At 58.2% G+C, this 11,858-nt stretch carries 12 protein-coding genes and 3 pseudogenes; 10 read left to right on the top strand and 5 right to left on the bottom strand.

Features of this window, described 5'->3' with window-relative positions; all coding sequences use genetic code 11:
• Positions 1 to 77 precede the first annotated feature (77 nt).
• The 4 genes and pseudogenes from AC1RLZ_RS30480 to AC1RLZ_RS30465 all read left to right on the top strand — a co-directional run.
• Positions 78 to 491: pseudogene (locus tag AC1RLZ_RS30480) on the top strand (FAD-containing monooxygenase EthA); the annotation flags it as partial.
• 353 nt (positions 492 to 844) lie between these two features.
• On the top strand, positions 845 to 2,020 hold the full coding sequence (locus AC1RLZ_RS30475) for an epoxide hydrolase family protein (RefSeq protein ID WP_493191731.1): 1,176 nt from the start codon (positions 845 to 847) through the stop codon (positions 2,018 to 2,020).
• 164 nt (positions 2,021 to 2,184) lie between these two features.
• Positions 2,185 to 2,546: pseudogene (locus tag AC1RLZ_RS30470) on the top strand (GMC oxidoreductase); the annotation flags it as partial.
• A 666-nt stretch (positions 2,547 to 3,212) separates the two neighbouring features.
• Positions 3,213 to 3,488 carry a hypothetical protein gene (locus tag AC1RLZ_RS30465; RefSeq protein ID WP_493191730.1) on the top strand — a complete coding sequence of 92 codons (276 nt, stop codon included), beginning with the start codon at positions 3,213 to 3,215 and terminating at the stop codon, positions 3,486 to 3,488.
• On the opposite strand, the gene AC1RLZ_RS30460 is transcribed toward AC1RLZ_RS30465, so the two are convergent.
• The 3 genes and pseudogenes from AC1RLZ_RS30460 to AC1RLZ_RS30450 all read right to left on the bottom strand — a co-directional run.
• Positions 3,449 to 4,369 carry a LysR family transcriptional regulator gene (locus AC1RLZ_RS30460; RefSeq protein WP_493191729.1) on the bottom strand — a complete coding sequence of 307 codons (921 nt, stop codon included), beginning with the start codon at positions 4,367 to 4,369 and terminating at the stop codon, positions 3,449 to 3,451. The two genes, AC1RLZ_RS30465 and AC1RLZ_RS30460, sit on opposite strands and share 40 nt — an antisense overlap.
• A gap of 646 nt (positions 4,370 to 5,015) precedes the next feature.
• On the bottom strand, positions 5,016 to 5,675 hold the full coding sequence (locus AC1RLZ_RS30455) for a TetR family transcriptional regulator (protein WP_493191728.1): 660 nt from the start codon (positions 5,673 to 5,675) through the stop codon (positions 5,016 to 5,018).
• A 289-nt stretch (positions 5,676 to 5,964) separates the two neighbouring features.
• Positions 5,965 to 6,051 (bottom strand): annotated as a pseudogene (locus AC1RLZ_RS30450) (hypothetical protein); the annotation flags it as partial.
• A 71-nt stretch (positions 6,052 to 6,122) separates the two neighbouring features.
• Between AC1RLZ_RS30450 and AC1RLZ_RS30445 the strand changes: the two are divergent.
• The 3 genes from AC1RLZ_RS30445 to AC1RLZ_RS30435 all read left to right on the top strand — a co-directional run bounded on the left by AC1RLZ_RS30445 (position 6,123) and on the right by AC1RLZ_RS30435 (position 7,267).
• Positions 6,123 to 6,446 carry a hypothetical protein gene (locus tag AC1RLZ_RS30445; protein WP_493191727.1) on the top strand — a complete coding sequence of 108 codons (324 nt, stop codon included), beginning with the start codon at positions 6,123 to 6,125 and terminating at the stop codon, positions 6,444 to 6,446.
• A complete protein-coding gene (locus tag AC1RLZ_RS30440) occupies positions 6,440 to 6,709 on the top strand; it encodes a hypothetical protein (RefSeq protein ID WP_493191726.1) in 270 nt (89 codons plus the stop codon). Before AC1RLZ_RS30445 ends, AC1RLZ_RS30440 begins: the two co-directional genes overlap by 7 nt.
• A gap of 258 nt (positions 6,710 to 6,967) precedes the next feature.
• A complete protein-coding gene (locus AC1RLZ_RS30435) occupies positions 6,968 to 7,267 on the top strand; it encodes a putative quinol monooxygenase (RefSeq protein WP_493191725.1) in 300 nt (99 codons plus the stop codon).
• 510 nt (positions 7,268 to 7,777) lie between these two features.
• On the opposite strand, the gene AC1RLZ_RS30430 is transcribed toward AC1RLZ_RS30435, so the two are convergent.
• The gene (locus tag AC1RLZ_RS30430) at positions 7,778 to 7,993 is read right to left on the bottom strand and encodes a hypothetical protein (protein ID WP_493191733.1); all 216 of its coding nucleotides are present in this window, start codon (positions 7,991 to 7,993) and stop codon (positions 7,778 to 7,780) included.
• Positions 7,929 to 8,432 carry a LysR family transcriptional regulator gene (locus tag AC1RLZ_RS30425; protein ID WP_493191732.1) on the bottom strand — a complete coding sequence of 168 codons (504 nt, stop codon included), beginning with the start codon at positions 8,430 to 8,432 and terminating at the stop codon, positions 7,929 to 7,931. Before AC1RLZ_RS30425 ends, AC1RLZ_RS30430 begins: the two co-directional genes overlap by 65 nt.
• 127 nt (positions 8,433 to 8,559) lie before the next feature.
• Here AC1RLZ_RS30425 and AC1RLZ_RS30420 point away from each other — a divergent pair, with 127 nt between their 5' ends.
• The 3 genes from AC1RLZ_RS30420 (at position 8,560) to AC1RLZ_RS30410 (ending at position 11,707) form a co-directional block, all read left to right on the top strand.
• Positions 8,560 to 9,141 carry a carboxymuconolactone decarboxylase family protein gene (locus AC1RLZ_RS30420; protein ID WP_493191724.1) on the top strand — a complete coding sequence of 194 codons (582 nt, stop codon included), beginning with the start codon at positions 8,560 to 8,562 and terminating at the stop codon, positions 9,139 to 9,141.
• 456 nt (positions 9,142 to 9,597) lie between these two features.
• Complete coding sequence (locus AC1RLZ_RS30415; RefSeq protein WP_493191723.1) at positions 9,598 to 10,428, top strand: heterodisulfide reductase-related iron-sulfur binding cluster; 831 nt, start codon at positions 9,598 to 9,600, stop codon at positions 10,426 to 10,428.
• Between the two features lie 499 nt (positions 10,429 to 10,927).
• Positions 10,928 to 11,707 carry a class II aldolase/adducin family protein gene (locus tag AC1RLZ_RS30410; RefSeq protein ID WP_493191722.1) on the top strand — a complete coding sequence of 260 codons (780 nt, stop codon included), beginning with the start codon at positions 10,928 to 10,930 and terminating at the stop codon, positions 11,705 to 11,707.
• Positions 11,708 to 11,858 lie beyond the last annotated feature (151 nt).

The following is an 11,858-nucleotide window of genomic DNA, read 5'->3' as shown; positions in this document are numbered from 1 at the left end:
GGGCGAGCGCTAAAGTTTTGCTGAGGGCGGGTTAAAGGGCGCTTGACAACAGATCGCAATTAAAGGGCCGATTGACAATGGGTGACATTGCGTTCAGCGTCGACGGCCTTCAGTTGAATTTCGCGGATACCGTGACGTACCGCGGCATGATGTTCACGGGGGTCCCGAATCTTGTTTGGGTCTTCGGCTACTTCCGAACCAGTTGGACTATGAGAGCCGATCTTGTCTCAGATTTCGTCTGCCGACTTCTCACGCACATGGAAGACATCGGTGCTGGTCGGGTGACGCCTCGGTTACGTGCAGAGGACAATAACATGTCGCTCTCACCGTGGATCAGCCCGGAAAATTTCAATCCCGGATATCTGAGTCGGTCGATCCATCTCCTGCCGAAATGCGGAGACAGGGCGCCTTGGTTGAACAATCAGGACTATTGGACGGAAAAAGACGAGTTTGCGGCGATAGATTACAACGAGCCCGCGCTGTTCTATGGCGGAATGTCGAGGGGACAAGCCTCTCATCCGAACGGGTCTTCGCGGCTTTTGAGCGAGCGATAATTGGGATACGGGGGCTCCCGCTGGTATCCATCCGATAGATGGCAGGCCATAACTCTGTCGATTTCACAGATTGACCAAGCGCACCGAGTCTACCCGCAGCAAACAACGTTGACAGGACAGACAAGGACGATCGCTTGCTAATGAGCCATCGGTTAGACGAGCGAAGAGGTCAATGATCGCACCATGTGAGTAGACCGACGGGGTCGTTTCACATTGCTTGCGGCGGAAGCGTCAAGCGCGTTTAGCCAATGTTTCGGCCCGATACTCGATGATCTATTAAGGATATCCCGATGACGTTGATCGAATCAAACTTCGAGGCGGCGGTGCGCCCCTTTCGAGTGGATGTTACCAAAACCACGATCGACCGAATCCTAAGTCGCGTTCGTGACGCACAGTTCCCGGACAGGCTTGACGGGAACGATTGGCGTTACGGTACGGACTGGGATTACATGAAGGCACTCGCTCACTATTGGGCAACGCAGTACGATTGGCGGAAAGCGGAAGCGAGCCTTAACCGGTACCCGCAGTTTATCGCCCGCGTGGACGCTTACGATATTCACTTCTATCATGTGAAAGGACGTGGACCGCGACCGATGCCTCTTCTCCTCACTCACGGGTGGCCGGGTTCAGTTGTCGAGTTTATTGAAGCTATTGGACCGCTAAGCGATCCCGCGAGCTTTGGCGGGTCGCCTGACGATGCATTCGATGTCGTAGTGCCATCGCTGCCGGGATTCGGTTTTTCGTCAAAACCGCCGGGCAAGCCGATTGGGCCTGCGACCACGGCCGCCCTATGGGATCAACTTATGACCGGCGTGCTCGGCTACTCGCAATATGGAGCTCAGGGAGGCGATCTGGGAAACACCATTCAAGTCCAGTTGGGCCGCACGTATCCAAATTCACTAATAGGGTTGCATTTCAACGGTATTGCAGCTGTCGCTGCGCCGCTGCCTCCCGAAAGTGAGCAAACTCCCGAAGAGCGCGCCTATGTCCGAGAACTTGCCGACTACAGGGCGAGGGAGCTGGACTACAATACCGAGCAACGCAACAAGCCTCAGACCGTAGCGCTCGCGCTCAGCGACAGCCCAATTGGCACAGCAGCGTGGATTGTCGAGAAACTCAAAGGCTGGAGCGACTCGCCTACGCTAGAACCCGTCTTCACCAAAGACCAGGTGATCACGAATCTGATGATCTATCTTGTCACGAACACGATCGGCACCGCTGCCTGGTTCTATCGCGGACTTTCCGAGGATGCCGGAGCCATTGAAGGTAAAGTCGCTGTACCAACCGGATTTGTCTCGTCACCGCACGAGATGACTCTCCTCAATCCGCCGAGAAGTGCACTGGAGCGCAATTTTAATTTGGTTCATTACACCAAGATGGCGCAAGGAGGCCATTTTGCATTTTGGGAGCAGCCCGATGCGATGGTCGCAGATGTCCGGAAATTTTTCAGAGCGCTACGTACTTAGCTGGGAAACCACTGCGGCGTCTCTCGCGGCTCTGCTGTGACGGTGTGGAATACGACATTAAAAAATTGCAATCCTGCCCGCGGTCATCACAATGAAATCTTCCGGATGAAGGGTGTTTACCAGGAAATGCTCAGAATGAAGCTTGTTCGCTACGGAACCGAAGGGTATCGACCGATGATGATCGCGAAGTCGCTGCTGATGCAGTTCGCAAAACCCAACGATTAATGAAACAGCCTGCATCAAACCTGTATCAGCCGGAAGAGTACTCGCCTGGGTCTATGGTCGGAGACGACGCCACCTCACTCCCTACGGTTGCCGGCGATATCGGGACCATGGTTTTCCATCCGGTCGGGACGGCAAAAATAGGCGTCAATATGGATCCGCTCCCCGTGGTAGATCAACGCTTCCGCGTCGTCGGTTTGATCGACTGCGCATGATTGACGCATCTGTCATGCCGACAATGACTTCGGACAACACGAACACGCCAACCATTATAATTGCGGACAAAGGTGCGGAAACGGTCTAGCAAGACGCTCGCTAATTTTCCCCAATCCCATTTGCGTCTTAGAAGCTTTATCCATTACGACTTTTGCGCACTACAAGATTCTCCAACCCCTCCCTGGAGAAGGCAGCAGGCAAATGTTATACTGCAGTATCACTTGGCCGGCGCATGCTCGCGCCGGCCACTTTCTTTATGTAAGTGGTTCCTTGCCGATTTAGCGCCCCCAAAGAATGTGCAGAGGCGCTATTGATACTGAGGTAAATCGCGGTCCGCCTTGGAGTGACGCAAATGTCGTTCGGCAGTGGCTTCGCCATGAGCAGAACAGCATAGTCAGACGTTGTTATCACCGTCGTTTATGCCATAACGGCTCGAGCAGCCTTGAGCGAGCAACACAATTCGCACCTGATCCAGCGATGCCCACAGCTGTTCACTCCAGCTCAGCTTCTTAGCGGTCAGTGTCACGCGAGACTGCGCCGGGATCAACGCGAGCCGCCGAACGCGTCCACAACAGCGAGAACTGCGCGTTCACGCCGGCTGGGTTCAGGTGTGACCTTGCCACGATCCTTGTGACATTTCGGTCGGTCAGGGGCGCCTTGAGCTAGATCTATCGATGACACCGGAGCGAATTTCCCAAGCCATGTGCCTGCGCAGGGCGCTGGGGGCCGCTAAAGATTTTTGGGAAGATAATCTATGAAATTTCTGAGATATGGCGTCAAAGGCGCCGAGCGCCCCGGGCTGCTGGACGCGCAAGGCCGTGTCCGAGATTTGTCGGCCATCCTAGATGATATCACACCAGAGGTCTTGGCAGCCGACAAGCTTTGCGACTTTGCGCATCAGCCACTTGAGGACTTACGAGTTGTGCCGACGCCGATCCGCCTTGGCGTGCCAATCGCAGGGATAGGCAAGCTGGTGTGCATCGGCATGAGCTACCGCACTTCAGCGATGCACCTGTGCTCGTCTGACTGAGCATTAATCAGTGAGACGATTGATTCCCGGATCCAGCGTTGGCCGTTGTGTCCGTGATTGCGCTCGTGCCACACCATCCCGATGGCAAAGCCTTCCACCGGTAAAGGCGCGTCGACCAACTTGAAGTCATCGGTACGGTTCGAGACTAGCCGCGTCGGGACCAAAGCCACGAAATCGGACTTTGATACGATTTCCGGCACGAACAAAAACGAAGCTGCGGACAGCACCACGTTGCGTTTATGCCCGAGCGTAGCCAAAGTGTCATCGACCGGGGTAGCGAAGCTGCCTCCCCGAAGGGAAACTATCACATGATCTAGTGCGACAAACTCCTCGATCGTAATGCCGTTTCGTAGCCCAGGATGGTCTTTTCGTCCGATAAGTACATAGTGCTCGTCGAACAGATGCTTAGTACGGAGGCTCGGCGGAGCCTCTCGTGGCCTCATGAGAGCCAAGTCTACGTCGCCGCGAGCCATTTGAGCCTCGAGCTGCGATAGATCTAAATTGCGCACTGCAACCCGGACCCTCGGTGCCTTGGTCCTTAAATGCACCAGGAACGGTTGGACGACGGCGGCTTGCACGTAATCCGTACAGGCGATGGTGACGGTGAGCTCGGCTCGCGCAGGATCAAAGTTCCTGCGAGTGGTGACGGTAGCACGAACCTGATTGAGTGCTTGGCGCAGCGGATCAAGAATTTCGATCGCGTTGGCGGTAGGCGTCATTCCGCGTTGTGCAGGAATCAACAAAGGGTCGTCAAAAATACTCCGAAGGCGAGTCAACTGAGCGCTAACCGCTGGCTGACTAAGGTGCAGGCGAGCAGCCGCTTTTGTCACGTTCTGCTCAACCAGCAGCGCCTCTAATGTGACTAGGAGATTGAGGTCCAATCGCTTGCTATCCATAGGATAGATAGTAGCCGTGCACTCTTGTGATTTCAAACATTACCGACGGCGACCATTCTGCTTACGATAAACCATTTTGGTACTCACTGGTCTCGCGCAAATATCTCAAGTCGCCATGGGGCCCTGGTACTCGACTGCAGGGGCGGCTAATGCTTCGGAGCAGCATATGTGCCATTCGGATGAACCGGGCGACGATAAACCCGGGGCATGGTCGAAGGTGCGGCGATGAAGGAGTTGAGACTGCATGCTCCGTCGGGCTCGATCATCTAACGATGGTGGATGTTAAAGCATCAGATCTTCCTGCCCCAGCGAAAATAGAGTGCGAATTCGTGCAAGTCCGCTCAACTGGCGTCGTCGAAGCTATCGGCGAGGGTCTCACAAAAATTCGCGCAGGCAACCTCGTCCGTGCTTGCTTTCTCCGACGTGGCAGGACGGCGCTCCCGCTGTCGCGGACTTCGTGAATACGCCGCGTGACGGCGTCGACGGCTATGCGCTCGAGTTGGCAGTAACGCCGGCAACTTGGTTTAACCGATCGGTCAGCATCCGGTGATCGCAAGATAGAGAGCCGGGATCGCAAAATAGGCCAACTTCACAGACGTGCGACCGCGAAATCTTCTCACTGCCATGACTTTCATCGGGAAGCCTCGGGGCGCATCGCGCCGGAGATCAATCGAGCTACCTCCGACCGGCGCCTCTCGACACAGACGGGGCTAGTGAGGTCGAGATCCAGCAGATGTGAAAGCGTATAGGAGTTAGAAAAATAGAACATGATTAAAGACATGATGGAAAGCCACAGCTGTTCCGGCTCGATATCACTGCGGATCGAGCCATCCGCTTTCCCTCGTGCGAGTATAGAAGCGATTGCTTCTATGGTGGGGCGATTGATTCTGCGGATCTTCGTTTTGCGAAGATGGCGCCCTCTGTTTCTGTTCTCATCGGAGATCACCGAAATGACGTCTCGGAATTGGCTAAGATGTCCAAAGAGAGTATCGACGAGTGAGTGAAGCGCCTGGTCGGCCGGCAGGTGCGGAAACCAGAGGTTGTCGTCTACGCGATGGCAAAGTTCGTAGCAGTATTCCAGCGCATGCCGATACAAATCGTCCTTGTCAGCAAAATAGTAGTAGATGGCCTGTTTGTTGGCCTCCGCCGAGCCCGCGATATTCTCAATGCGTGCGCCGGAAAACCCATGTTCGGCAAATTCCTTTATTGCGGCTTCAAGAATTCGTTCTCGCGTTTGCGGCCTAATTTCTGCAGCGTTGCCAGGTGCTGACTTTGTTTTTGCTTTCCGCACAAGCTCGCTCCTTTGGCTCTACCACCCCATTCAATTATTAAGTGATTGTCATTACAGCTTGAATCTGTCAAACGATGTAAAAACCAAACGGTTGGTTGACATTTCGATGATGCTGTGTTCTTTCGCGGTCAAGATCGGGAAGACATGCCAAATGATTGCAGCCGATTGAGCATGGTTTCCGTTGGCTCGCATCCAAGTGCAGATATGTGGTGCCGCTGTCCTTCTAGTGACGATTGTATCTACCAGAGTTCTCGGTCGCGGGTCGGCTCTTGGTAGGTCCGCCTCGGAGTCATAGCGCACCCGATCTTTTGCGGCACGTTATCTGACTGGGCGTGCAGTGGCCGCACTGAAAGGCATGGTGCTCGACAAACGCCGCCTGAAGCTAAATGCGACCCGTAGCGGCCGGATCAGACCACAACCAGTTAACCTCTAGAATGAGACTTACCCATGGCCGAACCAATTGTGAACCAGATGCTGTCAAAGCCGTTTACGAAGCGAACGCTGGCCCACACGATCCCCAAAGCAGAGATCATCGCCCCGACCGGGTTCATCGACCTGACCGACTGGCTATTCCACGTGGACGAGTGGGACTACAAAGCCTGCACCCCGACGTCCCAAGCCCACAAGTCGGCCGCGTTCACGCACGCGCCGGACGGCCGCCGCATGTCGATCAACGTGGAGGACTTTGGTCAAGCTCTGATCGTGGAACACTACGTCGAGGACATCAGCGAAAAGCTGCACTGCAAAGTCGCCTCCATTCCGACGTGCTGATCGGGCGCGAGTACACGACCGTCGAAGCCATCTGGGAGATCACCGCAAAGCCTGTGGAGGGAGACCGCCACGAGTTCATCAACAACTGCCTTATCAATACGACCCCCGAGTACGATGCCTACCTCGAAAAAAAAGGCAAATCCTACAAGTCCGCACGGGACGAGTTTCAGAAGGCCCTCGAGGCCCACTGCGCCGAGGAGACGCCGTACTTCGCCGCCTCGATCCAACGACGGGCCTTGAGCAGCAGAACTCTGCCGCAGTAGCGGACTCGGCAGCTTCATGGCCTGCGTGTTCTCGTTTCGACAAGTTGCTGGCCGCCTGACCGCGACCGCAGACCACGAAGCGATTCAGCGCTCAGATCGGAGGATGTTATGAAGCTTTTTAGGTATGTCGATGCTGGCATGCAACGCCACGTGGTGGTCGCGACTGAATGATGTGAGCCTCGAAAACGATCATGGACGTCGCCGATAGTTTCTGCCGACCCATCGCCAGAAAGAACACGAAGCCAAAGGAGCTAACACATGCGCAGCGAGAATCGAGCCATTACCGTTATGGGGCATGCGAGGGCGAAAAGCGGCCACGAAGTTGATGTACGAGCAGGCCTCCATGCCTTCATTGGCCCTGCGCGACAGGAAGATGGTTGCATTTCATATGAGCTGTTTGAAGACGTACAGTATACTGGCAGCTTTTATACGGTTGAGAAATGGGAAAGCCGGGAGGCGTTAGACCTTCATGTCAAGAATCAACAGCCTGACATGGAAAAGATTATGCCGTGGCTGAGCGATCAAATTCGCATCAGCGTTGTAAAGCCTTTAGATTAGCCCATTAGGGTCACACCAGTTGCGGCCAGAGCTGAGCAACCCCGGCGTATCCGGCTTCGCCTTAGACGTGGACCCACGTCGGGCGACGTGCCTCGTTCTGCCTCATCGACGGCATCATTGAGGCCACACGCCGTTCGCCCCCCCCCCCCCGCGCGGCACGGGACGACCGCGATCTCGGCAGCTAATGGCGGCGCGATGCGGTGACACCCGCCGCCAAGCCTGCTCCCATAGTGGCGGCGCATTGCCAGTTCACCGATCGAGCAGCGGGGTTCCGGACGGACGGCCGATCGCGGGGCCCCGTCAAGCGGCCACTCGTCTGCTTCCCGAGATGATCGTCAAAAGAAGAAACGCGTGAACGATCGGCCTTGTCGGACCGCTACGCCTTGGTAAACTTCCTTCCGCTGATCGGATTGCTCGGCGTGCTGATCTGCCATGAGAGCCCGTCTGGCCCGCTTACGGGATTGGACCGGCCTCACCGAGGCACGCAGTCGAGATCATCGTGACCGCGGCTCACAGATAACAATTTAAGATAGGCCGGTAGGTGCCGTAGCGGCAGATGTTGCCCGACATGACAGCGTCGATGACCGCGTCGTTCTGCTTGCGATCGCGGTCCAGCAGCGCCCGCCGACATGATCTGAGTTGGCGCGTGGTCGCCGGTGCACTAACAGGCATTGCCAAGGCCAGGTCGATCTCGCCGCGCTCCAACTGCGTGGCGAGCGCCAGCACGTCCAAAGCGCGCCAAGCGATGCGGACCTTGGGCGCCTCGGTCTTGAGCGCGACTGAGAAAGCGGCTGAGCAGAGCTAACTGCGCATAGTCGGTCGCGGCGATGACCAGGGCAGCCTCAATGGTGTCAGGTTGAACAGCATTCCATTTGCCAAAACCCTGCGGACTCTTTCCAGCTTCATGCAACGGTTGCTGAAGCTCGACTGCGCGCTGGGCAAGGACCATCCCGCGCTGGGCCAGAATGAGAAGGGAATCGCCGAGGGCGTCGCGAGGCCGCGCCAGCCGGGCCGACAAGGCAGTCTGGCTAAGTTTCAGGCGCCGGGCGGCACGCGTGACGTTCCCTTCCGCCAAAAGGGCTTCGAGGCGTGACGAGTAGGCCGAGTCGAGGTCCTTGGTATCCGCTTCATCGATAACTGCAGGCAAAAGGTTCGATTTCAACATCGGCACGTGAAGCCCATATGGCGAGTGGGCTCGAGTTTTTCGGAGCCCTCACCATCGCAAGAACGGCGTTGCAGCGCAGGAGCCTTCCGCCAATCGAACTGATTTCCGTCTAATCAGGAGAGTAATCATGCGCGCGCCGCCTTTTATCCCCGACCAGATGCCGCCGGATGTGCGGGCTCTGCATGAAGACATGGCCAGGGTCGCCGATCATCTGACGGATTACGTCATCAAGCGCGAGGACGGTGCCCTCGTCGGCCCCTTCGCACCGATGCTGCGCTTCCCGAAGTTCGGGGGGCCGGCGTGGGCCTTCACCAAGGTGCTGCTCGAAAACTCCAAACTGCCCAAGCTGGCGAAAGAGGTGGCCATCCTAGTCACTGGGGCGAGGTTCGACTCGCGCTTCGAGCTCTACGCCCACGAGCGTGTGGCCGCGCAGGCGAGCCTGAGCGACGACAAGATCGCCGCAGTCGCAGCCGGCCAGCGCCCCGCCGATTTGACCGAGGAGGAGCAGGCCGCCCACGACGTCGCCGCGGCCCTGAGCGCCGGCAAGCAGCTTCAAGAGTCCACCTACCAACGTGCCCTGAAGGTGTTTGGCGAAGACCAGACGGCCGAGCTGGTCTACCTAGTGGCCGGCTACGCCCTGATCTCGACGCTGCTCAACGCCTATGACGTCTCAGTTCCGGGGCGTGAGGAGGGTCTTCCGCGTGGATGAGCGTGCGGGTTGGACGTCGGGCGCATCGGCGGGAAGCTTTGTGGCCGGATTGGCGATAAGCGGTCTGATGATCGCCACGGAGCTGCAGAGCGGACAAGCCTTCGGACCCGATCGCCTAGGAACGGGCGGCGTCGAGCGCCTCGGGCTGAGCACGCCTTCGACGAAGGCCATGCTGGGCTTGGCTAAATAGTCGGGTGTCCAGGCGGCGCACTTGGCGCTGTCGGCGATCGCGATTGTCCTGCAGTGGCTGCCGTCGCGCAGCCGAGGAGCACCTAAATGAAAGCCATCCAGGCTCATCCTCAACAAGGGCTCGACGCCTAATGTTGGTGGACCTTCCCGACCCCGGCGATCCCGGCCCGAACGCCATCCGCGCGCGGATGCATGCCAACTCGCTGAACTTCCACGATCTCGGTGCGGTGACGAGACGGTCGCCAGCCGCGGCGGCCCGCATGCCCCATGGCGGACAGCGCCGGGGTGGCGGAGGCGGTCGGCTCGGAGGTCGCTGAGTTCAGGCCTGGCGACCATGTCGTGTCGACCTTCTTCCCAACCTGGCTGGACGGTGAGGCCACCCTCGCCGACTTTGCCACCACACCGGGCGACGGCATGGACGGCCTCGCCCGGGAGGTGGTGGTCGCTCCGGCGACTCCCTTCACGCGCCCCCCGGCCGGCTGGAGCCATGCGCTGCCTGTCGTGCCTGTCCTGCATGACGACCTGTCCCTCCGGCGTGAACTACTTGCATCTCGTCGACCAGGTCCGGGTCCGGATCGAGCAGCGCTATCAGCGGCCTCTCGCCAGCGCCTGCTGCGCCAAGTGCTGGCGTTCGTGCTTCCGGACCCGCAGCGCTTCCGGATCAGCATGCGGCAGACGCAACTCGCCCGGCCTTTCGCCGTCTTCCTGCCGACGCCGCGCCCCGCAGCTAAGCCCGGTCTGATCCAGCGCCTCAAGCGATGCTGGCGCTGGCCCGAGCCGTCTGCCGCCGCGCGGCGCGCTGCCGGGCAGTGTTCGCGGCATCAGGCAAGAAGCGCGGCCGGGTCGCGCTGCTACAGGGCTGTGCCCAGCAGGTGCTGGCACCGCATCAACCAGGCCGTTATCAGCCTGCTGACCCGCCACGGCATCGAGGTCGCCCTGGTGCGGGACGAGCAGTGCTGCGGCGCGGTCTCCCATCATCTCGGCAATGACCAGGATGCGCTCGCGCGCGCCCGCGCCAACATGTCGGCCTGGCAGACGGAGGCTCCCGCGGTCGTCTTCGCTCTGCGTTCGATTGATTTTCCTAGGCTGATCCGTTGACGATTCTCGCAATTCTTCAGCGTCGGTGTCGTTGATCGCAGTCGCCCGGCGCAACTCGGCCCTCCGTCGGAGGATTCGCTCTGCGACCATCGACCGTTTGCGTTTCACGGCACGTGATCTCCTCCGGGAGCGCCTGCTGCGCGACAGAGGGCCGATCACTCTCAATCCGCCAACGCGGCACGAGGTAATCAATGGGCGCTCTCGTCGACGAAACCGGATCTAAACGCTCTGGAAGGGCCATGGGCAACCCGGGCGCGACGTGACTGCGGTTATTGCTTCGAGATCGGTTTGCATCGACGTGTCAAATCGCCCTTGCTCCCGACCTAGCGACTTTCCTCGCTGTTTTCTAATAGTCGGCCGAATACACAAGCAGCCGTGCCCGCCGCGCCGTGCTAAACCAAACGGTTGGTTGACATTGATCAACACTCGTGCAATTGTTCTGGCGAAAATAGCAGAACCGCGGGCGATGGATATATCGCCGCCTCAAAAGGGAAACCGTATGAGCGTAAGTTCTCAATTTCTATCGCGCGCCACTCGCGGGGCTGATCCGGCCGAATGGGACGCCCGAGTGGCTCTCGCCGCTTGTTACCGCATGGTCGCGAAATTTGGCATGGATGATCTAATCTACGGCCATATTTCGCTGCGTGTACCTGGGCATGGCGACCAGTTCCTGATCAATCCCTACGATCTCATGTTCGACGAGATGACCGCCTCCCAGTTGATCAAGATCAATCATGATGGCGAGAAACTCGATGATACGCCACACGAGATGAATCTGGCGGCCTTCGTCATCCATTCGGCGATCCACAAGTCGGGTGTGGACGCCGCTTGCGTCCTTCACACGCACTCTGACGCAAGCATTGCCGTTTCCGGGCAGGGAGAGGGGCTGCTGCCGTTGAGCCAGTTCGCAATGCGTTTCTACAACCGGCAGGCTTTCCATGACTACGAAGGCGTTGCAATCGACCTCGACGAGCAGGCTCGTTTGGTGCGCGACCTCGGCCCTCACAAAGTCATGCTTATGCGCAATCATGGAATTCTGACCGTCGGTCGCACCCCAAGCGAAGCATTCATGCTTCTCTACTACTTCGAACGCGCTGCGCGCGTGCAGTTGCAGATGCAGGCTTCTGGGACAAAGCTCGTGACGCCACCGCACGATGTCTGTGAGAAGGCCGCGCGACAGTTCTGGGATCTGCAAGGAGGGATCCTCGATCCGGGCGAGCGCGAATGGCCAGCTTTGGTGCGGCGGCTAGATCGTGATGACTCGTCTTACCGCAACTGATCCGGATGCGTTGTAGGCGTGTACGAGGTCGCGTGGTGGGGAGCGAACCTCCTTCGGCCGCCGCGAGCTGCGCCAAAATTAGTCTCGCATAGGGCCTCGGATCGCCACCCGGAGCCATTGCTGGCTACGCCTTCGTAAATCGACCTATGAA

The sequence above is a fragment of the Tardiphaga sp. GW822-FHT04G09 genome (genome assembly GCF_058800725.1).
Note: the sequence above shows the minus strand (reverse complement) of the source record. Positions and strands in the feature narration are given on the sequence as shown.

Bases quoted from the DNA above. Each gene is read 5' to 3' on its own strand.
- AC1RLZ_RS30475 (WP_493191731.1), top strand. From the start codon at position 845: ATGACGTTGATCGAATCAAACTTCGAGGCGGCGGTGCGCCCCTTTCGA.
- AC1RLZ_RS30465 (WP_493191730.1), top strand. From the start codon at position 3,213: ATGAAATTTCTGAGATATGGCGTCAAAGGCGCCGAGCGCCCCGGGCTG.
- AC1RLZ_RS30445 (WP_493191727.1), top strand. From the start codon at position 6,123: ATGGCCGAACCAATTGTGAACCAGATGCTGTCAAAGCCGTTTACGAAG.
- AC1RLZ_RS30435 (WP_493191725.1), top strand. From the start codon at position 6,968: ATGCGCAGCGAGAATCGAGCCATTACCGTTATGGGGCATGCGAGGGCG.
- AC1RLZ_RS30425 (WP_493191732.1), bottom strand. From the start codon at position 8,432: ATGTTGAAATCGAACCTTTTGCCTGCAGTTATCGATGAAGCGGATACC.
- AC1RLZ_RS30420 (WP_493191724.1), top strand. From the start codon at position 8,560: ATGCGCGCGCCGCCTTTTATCCCCGACCAGATGCCGCCGGATGTGCGG.
- AC1RLZ_RS30415 (WP_493191723.1), top strand. From the start codon at position 9,598: ATGGCGGACAGCGCCGGGGTGGCGGAGGCGGTCGGCTCGGAGGTCGCT.
- AC1RLZ_RS30410 (WP_493191722.1), top strand. From the start codon at position 10,928: ATGAGCGTAAGTTCTCAATTTCTATCGCGCGCCACTCGCGGGGCTGAT.